The 12,979-nt window shown below is 72.5% G+C and carries 12 protein-coding genes and 2 pseudogenes; 5 read left to right on the top strand and 9 right to left on the bottom strand.

What is annotated here, in order from left to right:
- Nucleotides 1-23: 23 nt before the first annotated feature.
- Together ACFV8T_RS25370 and ACFV8T_RS25365 are read right to left on the bottom strand one after the other, a co-directional pair.
- A complete protein-coding gene (locus ACFV8T_RS25370) occupies nt 24-674 on the bottom strand; it encodes a uridine kinase (RefSeq protein ID WP_385331462.1) in 651 nt (216 codons plus the stop codon).
- A gap of 28 nt (nt 675-702) precedes the next feature.
- A complete protein-coding gene (locus ACFV8T_RS25365) occupies nt 703-1,857 on the bottom strand; it encodes a hypothetical protein (RefSeq protein ID WP_385331459.1) in 1,155 nt (384 codons plus the stop codon).
- Between the two features lie 65 nt (nt 1,858-1,922).
- Here ACFV8T_RS25365 and ACFV8T_RS25360 point away from each other — a divergent pair, with 65 nt between their 5' ends.
- On the top strand, nt 1,923-2,288 hold the full coding sequence (locus ACFV8T_RS25360) for a nuclear transport factor 2 family protein (RefSeq protein WP_385331456.1): 366 nt from the start codon (nt 1,923-1,925) through the stop codon (nt 2,286-2,288).
- Nucleotides 2,289-2,386: 98 nt separating this feature from the next.
- Here the strand turns inward: ACFV8T_RS25360 and ACFV8T_RS25355 are convergent, their stop codons facing one another.
- Nucleotides 2,387-3,055, bottom strand: coding sequence for a winged helix-turn-helix transcriptional regulator (locus ACFV8T_RS25355; protein WP_385331453.1), 669 nt, complete (start codon nt 3,053-3,055; stop codon nt 2,387-2,389).
- An 86-nt stretch (nt 3,056-3,141) separates the two neighbouring features.
- Here ACFV8T_RS25355 and ACFV8T_RS25350 point away from each other — a divergent pair, with 86 nt between their 5' ends.
- Together ACFV8T_RS25350 and ACFV8T_RS25345 are read left to right on the top strand one after the other, a co-directional pair.
- A complete protein-coding gene (locus ACFV8T_RS25350) occupies nt 3,142-4,353 on the top strand; it encodes a pyridoxal phosphate-dependent aminotransferase (protein WP_385331450.1) in 1,212 nt (403 codons plus the stop codon).
- 13 nt (nt 4,354-4,366) lie between these two features.
- A complete protein-coding gene (locus ACFV8T_RS25345; protein ID WP_385331447.1) occupies nt 4,367-4,984 on the top strand; it encodes a peptidase in 618 nt (205 codons plus the stop codon).
- 336 nt (nt 4,985-5,320) lie between these two features.
- On the opposite strand, the pseudogene ACFV8T_RS25340 reads toward ACFV8T_RS25345, so the two are convergent.
- From ACFV8T_RS25340 to ACFV8T_RS25330, 3 genes and pseudogenes are all read right to left on the bottom strand, one after another.
- Nucleotides 5,321-5,406: pseudogene (locus ACFV8T_RS25340) on the bottom strand.
- Nucleotides 5,407-5,438: 32 nt separating this feature from the next.
- A complete protein-coding gene (locus ACFV8T_RS25335; protein WP_385331444.1) occupies nt 5,439-6,170 on the bottom strand; it encodes a hypothetical protein in 732 nt (243 codons plus the stop codon).
- A gap of 67 nt (nt 6,171-6,237) precedes the next feature.
- Nucleotides 6,238-6,390: pseudogene (locus ACFV8T_RS25330) on the bottom strand (RidA family protein); the annotation flags it as partial.
- A 280-nt stretch (nt 6,391-6,670) separates the two neighbouring features.
- On the opposite strand from ACFV8T_RS25330, the gene ACFV8T_RS25325 reads away from it, so the two are divergent.
- Nucleotides 6,671-7,186 (top strand): DUF3574 domain-containing protein, encoded by a 516-nt coding sequence (locus tag ACFV8T_RS25325; protein WP_385331441.1) that lies wholly within the window; start codon nt 6,671-6,673, stop codon nt 7,184-7,186.
- 18 nt (nt 7,187-7,204) lie between these two features.
- On the opposite strand, the gene ACFV8T_RS25320 is transcribed toward ACFV8T_RS25325, so the two are convergent.
- Nucleotides 7,205-7,753 carry an HXXEE domain-containing protein gene (locus ACFV8T_RS25320; protein WP_385331438.1) on the bottom strand — a complete coding sequence of 183 codons (549 nt, stop codon included), beginning with the start codon at nt 7,751-7,753 and terminating at the stop codon, nt 7,205-7,207.
- A gap of 82 nt (nt 7,754-7,835) precedes the next feature.
- Between ACFV8T_RS25320 and ACFV8T_RS25315 the strand changes: the two genes are divergently transcribed.
- Nucleotides 7,836-8,414, top strand: coding sequence for a TetR/AcrR family transcriptional regulator (locus ACFV8T_RS25315; RefSeq protein ID WP_385331435.1), 579 nt, complete (start codon nt 7,836-7,838; stop codon nt 8,412-8,414).
- A gap of 142 nt (nt 8,415-8,556) precedes the next feature.
- Here the strand turns inward: ACFV8T_RS25315 and ACFV8T_RS25310 are convergent, their stop codons facing one another.
- Both ACFV8T_RS25310 and ACFV8T_RS25305 read right to left on the bottom strand, forming a co-directional pair.
- A complete protein-coding gene (locus ACFV8T_RS25310) occupies nt 8,557-9,861 on the bottom strand; it encodes an SWIM zinc finger family protein (RefSeq protein WP_385331432.1) in 1,305 nt (434 codons plus the stop codon).
- Nucleotides 9,858-12,812, bottom strand: coding sequence for a DEAD/DEAH box helicase (locus ACFV8T_RS25305; protein ID WP_385331429.1), 2,955 nt, complete (start codon nt 12,810-12,812; stop codon nt 9,858-9,860). The genes ACFV8T_RS25310 and ACFV8T_RS25305 overlap by 4 nt, the downstream gene beginning before the upstream one ends.
- Between the last annotated feature and the right edge of the window lie 167 nt (nt 12,813-12,979).

The raw sequence follows: 12,979 nt of genomic DNA, 5'->3' as shown, positions 1-12,979 counted from the left end.
TCGCCCCGGCCCTGACCACACCGTCAGGTCGCCGCCCCGCCCCACCCGGTCCAGGCCGGGTGCAGCGGATCGTCGGCCCGCACGACCGCGTCCGCACGTTCGCCGGGCGCCGCCTCGTCCTCGTACCGCGCGAAAGCGGGCAACGTCCAGCGCTCGCCCTCCTCGGTGCGCCGCCGCAGCGCGCCCGGCGACAACCGCAGATGGACACTCAGATCGAACGGGAACCAGTGCCCCAGCAGCAACGGGCCGTGCATCACCAGCACTCCACCCTCGGGCAGCGGCCGGTACGGGCTGCGCGTGGCCCGGTCGGTCAGCGGATCCCAGAGATCGGTCAGCACCCGCCCGCTCCCGCCGGCCTCCAGCGGCCCGAAGACCTCGCGCCACAGCGCGCCCGTGTCGAACCAGCTGTCGTAGTACGAGTCGGGATCCTCCTTGCCGTACTCGTACCGGAGACTCGCCGGCCGCAGGAATCCCTGGGTGGACACGACCAGCACCGCACGGCCCCGGACCCGCAACGCCTGTGCGACGCGCTCGGCCGGCTCCCCGGTACGGGCCGCCGGAGCGCCGTCGACGGCGACCTTCAGCCAGGGCCCGCCGTCGGCGGGTTCGAGGGCGTCGGCACGTGCGGCGAAGGCTTCGGCCAGCCGCTCCCAGGTGATCGCTTCGAATCGCACCCGACCATCATCGCCCCGGCTCCGGTGCTCAGACCCGGCCGTCCCACCACCGGGGGGCGCCCTCGTCGGGTTCGTCGGGGCCGGCGAAGCGGAACGGGACGCCGAGCCGCTCCGCCAGTTCCCGTCCCGTCCGCTCCGCCTCGCCGGTACCCGCCGCGCCGATCCGGAAGTCGGCCAGGGCGACGCTCTCCCACGGCCGGGCCAGGACCGCGGTCAGCACCACGATCCAGCCCCGGGTGTCGCCGTCCCGGACCGCCTCGACGGCGACGGGGGCACGGGGCAGGGCGCCGGCAGCTGCGGCCAGGGCGTCCACGTCGTGGCGGGGCGATGGCGGCATGCGGTCCGCGAGCGCGCGGTGGCGCCCTTCGAGCACGTCCACGCAGGTGTGCAGCTCCGGACGGGGCTCGATGCCGCACTCCCGCATCGCGTGGACGGCCTGGATGGTCCGGCCCGCCAGGACCAGCGCGTCGATCCGCTCGCGTACGTCGGCGGGGAACGTCCACCACATGAGCTGTGCCCGGTGGCCCTCGGCGAGGCGCAGCACACGATCGGCGAGCGGGCGCAGGCCGGGTTCGCGGTCGGCCGCCGTATCGGCGAGCCGGCGGATGTCGTCGAACCATCGTCCGGACCCGCCGTCCGGCGCGTCGACGCGCCGGAGGCCGCGCTCCAGCAGCCCCTGGGCGTTCTGCGGCTGTCCGCGCAGTACGGCCTTCGTCGCGGCGACCGCGTTGGCCAGCGCGCTCGCCGGCCGCGACCAGTCGTCGCCGTCCGTCGCGGGGACGTCCTGGCCGTGGCCGGACCGGTGGGCGCCCGGTGACGCCCTGATCTCCAGGTCCACGCGCCAGAACAGCGGAAGCCCGCGGAAGGCGGCGAAGAGCAGCCGCCGCTCGCGGGAGTTCCGCGACTCGGGATCCGTACGCAGGGAGTCCAGGGGCGAAACCGCTTCGAGCACGCCCGGGACGGCGGCGAGGCAGGTGCCGAACCGGTCGCCGGGCACGGTCCAGGCGATGTCGATGTCGCTGTACGCGTCCGCTGTTCCGCGGGCGAGCGAGCCCCGCAGCTCCGCCCGCGAACCGGGGCAGTGCGCGGTGAGCGCCCGCGTCAGGTCCTGTGCGAACGCGGCGCGGCGCACCGGGTCGAGTTCACCCGCGCTCGTCCGGTCCCGGGGGTCCTCCGCATGCATGGCCTCTCTCCCCTCGTCAGAAAAATGCTCCGTTCCCGGCGGGTCCGCCTCCTACGATCGTCCCCATGAACCTCGAATTCGCCCGCACGTTCGCCGCCGAGTGGCTGGACGGCTGGAACTCCCATGACCTGGACCGCATTCTGACGCACTACCACGACGACGTGACGTTCAGTTCACCCGTGATCGCGCAGATGACCGGCGACGCGTCCGGCACGGTGCACGGCAAGGAGGCGCTGCGGGCGTACTGGGCGACGAGCCTGGAGCGCATCCCCGAGCTGCGGTTCGAGCTGGTGGACGTCCGGGTGAGCGTCCACGCCCTGGTGATCGACTACCGCAACCAGATCGGCGGCCGGGTCAGCGAGGTGCTGACCTTCCGCGACGGGCTGGTGATCTCCGGCTTCGGGGCGTACGGGGAGACGCTCGCCAACTGACGACGGGCCCACCGCGTCGGCGCCCGGAGATCGCCCCGGGCCGGTCAACTCCTCCGGCCCCCACGGGAGTCGACGCGGGAAGCCTTCGGGCCGCTCCGTCACTCGCCGCGCAGCTCGGCGGCGAGCGGCCCGTCGCCCGACACCTCGACGCGCCCGTTCTCGACGGCCTCGGCGAGGGTCAGCCCGCCCTGCGCGAGCTCCAGGCAGACCTCGACGTCGAGCGCGATGCGGGCATCGGCGCGGGCGGCGGGACCATCCCCGTAGACAGCCGACCCGTCCTCCGCATCACCGGCACGCACGTGGAACTCGCCCTCTGCCAGGTGCACTTCGACGACCCCGGCGTGGGTCAGCCCGTCCAGCGCACGCAGCAGCGGGAGAGCGAACCAGTGGGCCCGCACCGCGTCGGTGGGCCGCCGTTCGGCGAGCTCGGGCGCACCCCACTCCGCGAGCGCGGCGAGCACCGGCATCAGGCCGTGGCCGCGGCCGGTCAGTTCGTAGACCGAGGCGGCGGCGGGCGGCGGGAGCCGGCGGCGGGTGGCGAGGCCGCTCTGCTCCATGTCCCTGAGCCGGGAGGCGAGCACGTCCGTACTGACGCCGGGCAGGTCGGCGTGGAGATCGGTGTAGCGGCGGGGGCCCGCCAGCAGTTCACGGACGATCAGCAGGGTCCACCGGTCGCCCACGGAATCGAGGGCCCGTGCGGTGGCGCAGAACTGGTCGTAGCTCCGGCGGCGGACCGGGCGCGTTGCGGGCTGTTGCTGACGTGGCATGCGACGCAGTCTAGACATGTTGTTGGACTTTCCAAGCCTGAGCTTGGTAAAACCAAGTATCGCAATCAGGTCGGGGAGGCCACCGCATGGAATTCCGGCAGTCCAGCAAGCTCAACGAGGTCTGTTACGAGATCCGGGGCCCGGTCATCGAGCACGCCAACGCCCTGGAGGAGGCGGGCCACAGCGTGCTCCGGCTCAACACGGGCAACCCCGCGCTCTTCGGATTCGAGGCGCCGGAGGAGGTCGTCCAGGACATGATCCGGATGCTTCCGCAGGCCCACGGCTACACGGATTCGCGCGGCATCCTGTCCGCCCGCCGGGCGGTGGCGCAGCGCTACCAGGCGATGGGGCTGCCGGACGTCGGGGTCGACGACATCTTCCTCGGCAACGGTGTCTCCGAGCTGATCTCGATGGCCGTCCAGGCGCTGCTGGAGGACGGCGACGAGGTGCTCGTCCCGTCCCCCGACTATCCGCTGTGGACCGCGGTGGTGACCCTCGCGGGCGGCAAGTCCGTGCACTACACCTGCGACGAGGCGTCGGACTGGAACCCGGACCTCGCCGACATGGCTTCGAAGATCACCGACCGCACCAAGGCCGTCGTGATCATCAACCCGAACAACCCGACCGGCGCCGTCTACCCGCGCGAGATCCTCGAAGGCATCCTCGACCTGGCGCGCAGGCACGGCCTGATGGTGTTCGCCGACGAGATCTACGACCAGATCCTGTACGACGACGCCGAGCACCACAGCGTGGCGGCCCTCGCCCCCGACCTGGTCTGCCTCACCTTCAGCGGCCTGTCGAAGACGTACCGCGTGGCGGGCTTCCGCTCCGGCTGGATGGTGGTCTCCGGCCCGCAGCAGCACGCCCGCAACTATCTGGAGGGGCTGACCACGCTCGCCTCCATGCGCCTGTGCCCCAACGCGCCCGCGCAGTACGCCATTCAGGCCGCGCTCGGCGGCCGGCAGTCGATCCGGGAGCTGGTCGCGCCGGGCGGCAGGCTGTACGAGCAGCGCAACCGGGCCTGGGAGAAGCTGAACGAGATCCCCGGGGTGTCGTGCGTGAAGCCGAAGGGCGCGCTGTACGCGTTCCCGCGCCTAGACCCGAAGGTGCATCGCATCGTCGACGACGAGAAGTTCGTGCTGGATCTGCTGCTGCGGGAGAAGATCCAGGTCGTGCAGGGCACCGGCTTCAACTGGCCGCGGCCCGACCACTTCCGGATCCTCACGCTCCCGTACGCTGACGATCTCGACGCGGCGATCAGCCGCATCGGCCGCTTCCTGACCGGATACCGCCAGTGATCGGATGCCCCCGATGACCTGCTCCACCTGCCGCTTTCCCGTCCATACCCAGTTCGCCTCGTCCGGGCTCGTCGGCCCGATCGTGGAGGACGGACTCGATCCGGCCACCGACCCGGCCTGGGCGGAGTCGGGGGCGGCGTCACCGGCCGAGTACGCGCGCTGGTCGGGTCATCTGTGCGGTATGACCTGCCTGCGCATGGCACTCGGCGCCGGGGCCCCGTCCCTGTTCGCGCTGCGCGACGGGGCGCTCCGGTACGGCGCGTACACGCAGGACGCGCAGGGCGAGATCCGGGGTCTGATCTACGCCCCCTTCGCCGAGTACGCACGCGAGGTGCACGGTGTGGACGCCACGGTGCACCGCCATCTCGCGCCGGAGGAGATCCTCGGTCTGCTGGACGGCGGCCGGACGGTGATGGCCTCGGTGCACTACGGCATCCGGTACCCCGGGCGGCCGGCTCCCGGGCGGGGCGGACATCTGGTGCTGCTGACTTCCCGTACGGCCGACGGCACGGGCGTCCACTTCCACAACCCGTCGGGCACGACGGCGGGAACGCGGGCCGCGGAGCTCGCGCTGCCCGACTTCGAGCGCTTCTTCGCGGGGCGCGGGGTGTCGCTGCCCGCGAGCGTCTGAGCGGCGCGTCGCGGGATCGAGCCGCACGTCGCCGGAGACGGGAGCGGGCCCGGGGGCGTAGCCGGCCCCCGGGCCCTGGTGTGCCACCCATTCGGCACGCCGACACTTTTAAGGACCCGTGTCAGGTTTATGTCGCCGCGTCCTGCCTTTAGACGACCGCAGATCGAAGCTCTGCGAGCCGGAGTCGAACCGGCATCTCGACGCCCATGGGCACGGGCCCGTTTGATTCGGCGATGGGTGGCGAATGCTGAGTCTGGAGCAAGAGTCTGAGATTGATCGCGGTCTGCCTCTTCCATTTGGGCCACCCCGGCCCGTTCGTGTGCGGGAGGCACGGAATGCCGGGGGGAGGACTCGAACCTCCACTGGAACCGCGTCGTCACGACAAGCTTCAGTTTCAGCTTGCGCTCCTCGCGCACCCCGGCCGAAATGAGTCGGCCGGGGAATCAATGGTCGGTCACCCGAAGAGGTAACCGAATACCGCATCACCCACCCGCCGGTCGGTGACGTCCGCGCCGTTGGCTTCCTCGCGGGCGTACTTCACGGCCTGCTGGAGCTTCTCCACCCGGTCCAGCATCTCGTTGACGCGCCGCGCGGGAAGGGCGCCGGAGAACTTCACCGTCGTCCAGTACCCGATCGGGATGTCCTCGTAGTACACCTCGACCTGCGCCGGGTGCTTGTCGGTGGCCTCCGCCTTCACGTGGTTGCGGGGCACCTTCTTCGTACGGAGGGTCCGCACCGGCTCGGTCTTCCAGGAGTCCGTCGACGGGTCCTGGGTCCAGGCCTCCGCGGCGTCGAGCACCGGCAGCTTGCGGACGAAGGTGTTGAGATCCGTCAACTGCTTCTCCAGGAAGAGCAGATACGAGACCGGCACCTCGCTCACGAGCACCCGTCCGTCGACCTTCACGTCCGCGCGGGCCGTGCAGTTGGCCCAGTCCTTCGTGGCGGTCACATCGAAGAGCCGGGTCAGGGTCGCCGCGGTCTCCCGCAGCACGTCCTCGGCCTTGATCTGCACCAGCGTCGACTCGGGCGGCAGCTGCTCGCCCTCCTCGTCCTTCGGCTGGTACGTCCGGGAGATCCCGGCCAGCAGGCCGGTCTTCTGAAGGCCGTGATGCGCCGCCGTCAGGTCCTGGTGAGCCTTGGACTTGACGCCCTTCTCCACTGCGATGATCTGATTGAGTTTCGCCACGTCGAGGACGCTAGCAACGTCAAGTCGGCCGGGACAAACGACTTTTCGAATGGCCCGCCCCCGGATGTCAGTCGGGCAGTGCCGCGGTGAGGTCGACCTCGATCAGCTGTCCGGGGAAGCCGAGCCGCGTAACTCCGAGGAGCGTGCTCGCGGTGGTGAACGCGGGCCCGACGACCGATCCGGTGAGCCGGCGCCAGGCGGCCCCCAGGACCGTGCCGTCGTCGCCGCCCACGTGGATCGCCGACCGGCCTGGGCCGCGGGGCGCAGCGGGATTACGGCAGTGCCCCGGACCGACCCGTACGGGTGGTTTCCGCCGGATGCCCATGTCCCTGCCGCTGTCCGGCGGGGACCGCTTGTCACAGTGAGGCCCGCGCATCCGCACCACCGGCCCGCAGGCTCTCCGCTCGCGCACGGACTCCGCCCTCGCGGGCCTCTCCCCCAGCCGCGTCCGGACACCACCCGTCACCGCCTCCTCCAGGCGCCGAACGAAGGTCCTCGCCTTGCCTCGTCTTCCCCGCTTCACCGTCCCGGAGGGCCTCACCGGCCCCAGGAAGCACACCGCGCTCACCGCGACGGCCACCGCCCTGGCCGTACTGACCGTGGGAACGCCCGTCGCGTACGCCACACTCGGCGACGAGGCCCCCGCGGCCTCGCGGCCCACGGCGTCGGCCCTCGCCTCGCGCGGGAAGGCCTACATCGAGACCCGACTGTTCTTCGGCACCGAACGCCCCGACGGCGGACCTGATGTGACCGATCGTCAATTCCTGGCCTTCATCGACGAGGAGGTCACACCGCGCTTCCCGAACGGACTGACCATCCAGGACGGCCGGGGGCAGTGGCGGGACTCCAACGGAGTCATCGAACGGGAGCGCAGCTACGAACTGACCCTGCTCTACCCCGTGTCCGAGGCCCGTGTGCGCGACGCCCAGATCGAGCGGATCCGCGACGCCTACGAGAAGGCCTACGCCCAGGACTCGGTGGCCCGGCTGGAGGAACGCACGACCGCCGACTTCTGACACCCGGCCACCGCCCGGTCACACCGCCGCGCGGGCCCCGCGCCCGCGCGGCCGGTTGATCCGGTGCGCCAGCGCGTGAACTCCCGCCACGGTCACCGGAAGAAGCGCCAGTGCCGCAGCGGTCGCGCCGGCGCCGCCGCTCCTGATACCGGCCGCCTTCAGCCGCCGCAGGGCCCAGACCGAGTACGGAATGACGACCGTCGGCGCCGTGAGCACCCCCGGCGTGTAGCCCCGGTACGCCAGCGACAGCGCCAGGTGCGCGATGCCGTGCACCCCGAAGCCGACCAGCACGCTCCGGAAGAACGGGCTGCGGCCGCCGGTGCGCGCCCCGTCCGCCGACGCCGCCGCCATGACCCCGCCCATGAGGCCGATCGCGACATCGACGTCCCGCTGCGAGAGCTCCATCCGCTCCCAGACCGCTTCGGGCACCCCCGGGAACCGCTCCTGGAGCACGGGCCGGGCGGCCCGCGCCCAGCCGGCCATGGTGGCCAGCTCCTCCAGGTCGTTGGCCACCCAGGCGGCGAGCAGCCCCCAGGTCACCGCCTTGGAAACCGTCGCCTCCGCCATACCCCGGGCCTCCCGCGTCGCAGTACGATGACAGCACCCTACAGCGCAACGCAACGTTGCGTTGCTTTTCTCTGGAGTGCTCATGTCCGACCCGACCGTGAACCGCCGTCCTGGCCGGGGCCCCCGCGCCGCTGAGGCGATCTTCGACACCACGCTGCGCCATCTCGCGGAACGCGGCTACGCCCGGCTCACCATCGAGGCCGTCGCCCAGGAATCCGGGGTCAACAAGACGACGATCTACCGCTGGTGGCCCTCGAAACCGGCGCTCCTGCGGGCGGCCCTGATCCATGCCCGGGTCCTCGACATCGACATCCCCGACACCGGCAGCCTCCGCGGTGATCTGATCGCCCTCACCGAACAGATCACCGGCCTGCTCACCAACGGGCGCACGGAACCCGTGGCCCGCGCCATGACCTCGGGCACCGGCCTGCCCGACGACGAACTCGCCTCGCTCACCCGCGACTTCTTCGCCGATCGCTTCTCCCGTGAACAGCCGGTCTTCACCCGCGCCGCCGCTCGCGGCGAACTCCCCGTGGACGCCGACCCGATGCTGCTGCTGGACCTGATCGCGGGGGCGGTCTGGATGCGGGTGCTGCTCCGCCGCGAACCGGTACCGCCGGACTTCGCCCGGGATGTCGTCGCTGCCGTACTGCCTCGCTGACGGCGCCGACCGGGGCCGGTCCGGCCAGGAGAACGAGGGGTTCCGCAAGGCCGGCTGATCGTGCTGCCGATCGTCGCCGTGCTCCTGATCGTTCTCTTCGTCCGTCTGCAGAGCTGCTGAGGCCCGAACGGCCCGGTCGGGTTCAGCCCCCGCTGAGCTCCATGAGCGCGCTCACCGGGTCGGTGTCCGGGGTCGCGCGGGGCCACCAGTCGTCCTCGCCCGGCTCGGATTCGTAGCCGTACCAACGGCCGTCGTGGCCGAAGCGGAGCTGGAGTGTGCCGCCGGGGTGTGTGAGGTGGTTGCGCCGGGGCTGGAAGCGCGGGAAGCCGGCTGCCGAGAGTGCGGGGCGGGCCCGGTCGAAGGGGCCGGCCGGGGGGTCCCAGGGGGTTTCGAGGACGGCGAGCCCTCCGGCGCCGCCCTGGCGCCAGGCCGCGACCGCCCGTGCCAGGTCGGTGGTGGTGCGGCCGGTGGCGTACGCCAGCTCGCGGTAGAGGGCGCGGGTGGTGGCGGTGAGCCCGGCGGTGGGACGGGACGCGGCCAGCCGTACCGCGTCCTGCCAGGGGGTGAGTCCGGCGAGCGGGTCACGGCCGGTGGTGAGGAGCGCGTGCGCGCGGGCCGCCGCGTCCGTGGCGAGGTGGTCGAGGGCGAGCGGGTCGCGCGCCCCGGGCAGGCTCGGGTACGAGGGTGGCTGTGCGGGATGCGGCAGCACCGGCAGTGGGGCGGGGAGCGGCGGAAGATAGCGGTCGGCCAGGGCTTCGCGGGCCGGTACGGAGGGGGCGGCGGGGGCCGTGGGACGTTCCCGGGCGGAATGTGCGGCGTTGCGGCGGCCCAGCTCTTCGAGGAGCTCCCGTTCGCCCCGGCCGCGCAGCAGCAGCAGGACGAACGGGTCGGTGTCCAGGAGCCGCGCCATCTGGTAGCAGAGCGCGGCCACGTGCTTGCAGGGCCAGCCGTGGTCCGGGCAGGAGCAGCCGGGGTCGAGGTCTCCCGCGGCGGGCAGCAGCCCGATGCCGGCCTCGGCCGCCGTGTCGGCCAGCGAGTGCGGCATCTCCTTGGTGAGCAGCGCGGCGAGGTGGCCGGGCCGGGCCGCGACGGCGTCGAGAAAGGTGTCCCAGTCGGGGTCGGCGAGGATCCGCAGCCGCAGTTCGCAGCGGTAGGGGCGGGGGCGGCTGCCGTGGACGTAGGCGACGACCCGTCCGGGGGTGACGGTGATCGCGGCGACCTTGCCGCTGTCGGCGTACGTACGGCCGCGGGAGAGCCGGCCCTCGTCCATCGAGAGGGATTCCAGGGCGGCCACCCAGGCACGGCCCCACCAGCTGTCCGCGAAGGGTTCGTCGCCGTCGGAGGTGCGGGGCGGTACGGCCTCGAAGGTGCGCCGCAGGTCGTCGGGGCCGGGGCGCGGGCGGGCGGCGGGACGGGGGTCGTGACCGCTGTGCGGGCGGGGGCTCATGCCGGCCTCCGGAGCGAGACGAGATCGGCCAGGTCGCGGTCGCTGAGCTCGGTCAGCGCGGTCTCGCCGGTCCCGAGGACCGTGTCGGCCAGGGCGCGCTTCGCCTCCAGCAGCTCGCCGATCCGGTCCTCGACGGTGCCTTCCGCGATCAGCCGGTGCACCTGCACGGGCTGCGTCTGGCCGATGCGGTACGCCCGGTCCGTGGCCTGTTCCTCGACGGCCGGGTTCCACCAGCGGTCGTAATGGATGACATGGGCGGCCCTGGTGAGATTGAGTCCGGTGCCCGCCGCCTTGAGGGAGAGCAGGAAGACGGGGACCTCGCCGGACTGGAAGCGGTCCACCATCCGTTCCCGCTCGGCGACCGGCGTTCCGCCGTGCAGGAGCTGGGAGGGGACGGCACGCGAGGCGAGGTGGGCGGAGAGCAGCCTGGCCATGGTCACGTACTGGGTGAAGATGAGGACGGAACCGTCCTCGGCGAGGATCGTGTCGAGGAGTTCGTCGAGCAGGGCGAGCTTTCCGGAACGGCCGACGAGGCGGGTCGGCTCCTCCTTCAGATACTGCGCGGGGTGGTTGCAGATCTGCTTGAGCGAGGCCAGCAGCTTCATGATCAGGCCGCGCCGGGCGATGCCCTCCGAGGCCTCGATGAACGCCATCGTCTCGCGGACCGCCGCCTCGTAGAGCGTGACCTGCTCGCGGGTGAGGAAGACGGGGTGGTCGGTCTCCGTCTTGGGCGGCAGTTCGGGGGCGATGCCCGGGTCGGACTTCTTGCGGCGCAGGAGAAAGGGCCGGACCAGGCGGGAGAGCCGTTCGACCGCTTCGTCGTTGGCGAGCCCGGCAGCCGTACCGGTGTTCTCGACGATACGGGCGTGCCGGGCACGGAAGGCCTTGAGGGGGCCGAGCAGACCGGGAGTGGTCCAGTCGAGCAGGGCCCACAGCTCGGAGAGGTTGTTCTCCACCGGGGTGCCGGTGAGGGCGACTCTGGCCGGGGCCGGGATGGTGCGCAGCGCCTTCGCCGTGGAGGACTGCGGGTTCTTCACGTGCTGGGCCTCGTCGGCGACGATCAGTCCCCAGCTGTGGCCGGCCAGTTGGGCGGCGCTGGAACGCATCGTGCCGTACGTGGTGAGGACGAAGCCGCCGTCGGGCTCGGCGAGCGTGCGGTCGGTGCCGTGGAAGCGGCGCACGGGGACACCGGGGGCGAAGCGGTTGATCTCCCGGTGCCAGTTGCCCAGGAGGGAGGCGGGGCAGATCACCAGGGTGGGCGCGGGATGGGCGCGGTGCAGATGGAGGGCGATGAGGGTGATCGTCTTGCCCAGGCCCATGTCGTCCGCGAGACAGCCGCCGAGGCCGAGCGAGGTCATCCGGTCCAGCCAGGCCAGGCCGCGCAGCTGGTAGTCGCGGAGCGTGGCGTCGAGGCCGGGCGGCGGGGCGATGGCGGTGTGGTCGGCGGTGATGCGCGCGCGGAGTGCGGCCAGCGCCCCGACGGGCACGGCCTCGACCTGTTCGCCGTCGACCTCGGCGGTGCCGGTCAGGGCGACGGCGAGGGCGTCGACCGGATCGAGCAGGCCGAGCTCCCGCTTGCGTGCCTTGCGTACGAGCGCGGGGTCGACGACGACCCACTGGTCCCGCAGGCGCACCACCGGCCGGTGGGCCTCCGCGAGGACGTCCATCTCCGCCTCGGTGAGCTGCTCGTCGCCCAGCGAGAGCTGCCAGTCGAAGGCGAAGAGCTGCTCGGCGTCGAAGAACGAGGTGCCGTCGGTGGCCGAGCCGGGCGCGGGCCGCACGACGGCGGAGGCGGTGAGCGAGCGGACGAGCTCCCTGGGCCAGTGAACGCTCACTCCGGCCGCCGCCAGCCGGGCTCCGGCGTCGCCGAGCAGCTCGTACAGCTCGTCCTCCGCCAGGGCGAGCACATCGGGCACCGGCTGGTCCAGCAACCGCTCCAGCGGCGCCCAGACGCGGGCGGCGCGGCGCAGGGCGAGCACGGCGTCGACCTTGGCCCGCGGGCCGAACGGCTCGCCCGCCCCGCCGTTCCACAGCGCGGCGGCGTCGGTGACATAGGTCGGGTCGGCGAGGCTGTGCACCTGGGTGACGGCCGCGGCGGCGTGCCGCGCGGCGCCTCCGGTGCGGTCGCCGGGGCCGGTGGCATCGGTCCCTGCGGAACCGGTGGCGTCGGAGGTGTCGTACGTATCGGCCGTGTCGAAGAGTTCGTACGCCGACAGGTCGAGGCGCAGCGACACCCGTACGCCCGCGTCGAGCCCGGCCGCGACCTCGACCGCCCAGTCGCGGACCCCCGGCAGGTGCTGGGCCTCGCGGGCCGCGAAGGGGGCCCCCATCGCGTACGCCGCGGCGGGCGTACGGGGCAGGGTGTCGGCGACCGCGTCGAGGAACGAACCGAGCAGCCACTCGGGGTCGGGGAGCCGGAGCGGTGTGCGATCCGGCAGCGGGACCGCGTGCCCCTCGGCCGGCATGGCGGCGGTGATCGCCCGGAGATGGGCGATGTCCTCGGCGTCGCGCGGCCCGGCCCGCCAGGCGTCGTGGTCGTCGCCCGTCAGACCGGGGAGCAGTCTGCCGCGCGCCGCGAGGTTGAGCGCGAGGAGCGCGGCGGCGCCCCAGCATCGCGTGGCGGGGTGGGCGGACTCCTGGTGCCGGGCCCGGACCAGCAACGGCAGCGCATCGGCGACGGGCAGCAGGACCGCGGGCACCGTACGCCTGCGGGCGTCGCCTCCCTGCCCGTGCCGGCGGACGACGGTGATCTCGGCCGTACGCGCACCGGGTGCGGGGCTTGCCGGGTCCACGGGGTGTCCGCAGACCTCGCCCGGCTCCGGGAGGGGACCGCCGTCGGGATCCCAGAAGGCGACGCTCCCGCCCCGCGGCAGCGGTGCGGGCAGGAACACGGCGGCACAGCGCAGGAGACGGGCAGCGGAGGCGTCCTGCTGCTGTTGTGCCGTGGTCATCGGTCCCGCTCCCCTCCCGCCCCGGTCCTCTTGATCGCCTTGATCCTCATGACTCCTGCGAGTCTAGGCGGGGGGTCTGACATTGATACTCGTAGCGGGTTCCGGTGGTCGTGGCTCAGGGTCTGACTGACGCCCTGCTGGGCTGTCCTGCAGTTGTTCTGTCCGGC

Source organism: Streptomyces sp. NPDC059832 (assembly GCF_042731715.1).
In the GTDB taxonomy this organism is placed as follows: Bacteria; Actinomycetota; Actinomycetes; order Streptomycetales; family Streptomycetaceae; genus Streptomyces.
This window is presented reverse-complemented; position numbering and strand designations above follow the sequence as displayed.

What these genes read in the sequence shown, in the direction of transcription:
- ACFV8T_RS25365 (WP_385331459.1), bottom strand. Translation starts at nt 1,857, where the DNA reads ATGCATGCGGAGGACCCCCGGGACCGGACGAGCGCGGGTGAACTCGAC.
- ACFV8T_RS25360 (WP_385331456.1), top strand. Translation starts at nt 1,923, where the DNA reads ATGAACCTCGAATTCGCCCGCACGTTCGCCGCCGAGTGGCTGGACGGC.
- ACFV8T_RS25355 (WP_385331453.1), bottom strand. Translation starts at nt 3,055, where the DNA reads ATGCCACGTCAGCAACAGCCCGCAACGCGCCCGGTCCGCCGCCGGAGC.
- ACFV8T_RS25350 (WP_385331450.1), top strand. Translation starts at nt 3,142, where the DNA reads ATGGAATTCCGGCAGTCCAGCAAGCTCAACGAGGTCTGTTACGAGATC.
- ACFV8T_RS25345 (WP_385331447.1), top strand. Translation starts at nt 4,367, where the DNA reads ATGACCTGCTCCACCTGCCGCTTTCCCGTCCATACCCAGTTCGCCTCG.
- ACFV8T_RS25320 (WP_385331438.1), bottom strand. Translation starts at nt 7,753, where the DNA reads ATGGCGGAGGCGACGGTTTCCAAGGCGGTGACCTGGGGGCTGCTCGCC.
- ACFV8T_RS25315 (WP_385331435.1), top strand. Translation starts at nt 7,836, where the DNA reads ATGTCCGACCCGACCGTGAACCGCCGTCCTGGCCGGGGCCCCCGCGCC.
- ACFV8T_RS25310 (WP_385331432.1), bottom strand. Translation starts at nt 9,861, where the DNA reads ATGAGCCCCCGCCCGCACAGCGGTCACGACCCCCGTCCCGCCGCCCGC.
- ACFV8T_RS25305 (WP_385331429.1), bottom strand. Translation starts at nt 12,812, where the DNA reads ATGACCACGGCACAACAGCAGCAGGACGCCTCCGCTGCCCGTCTCCTG.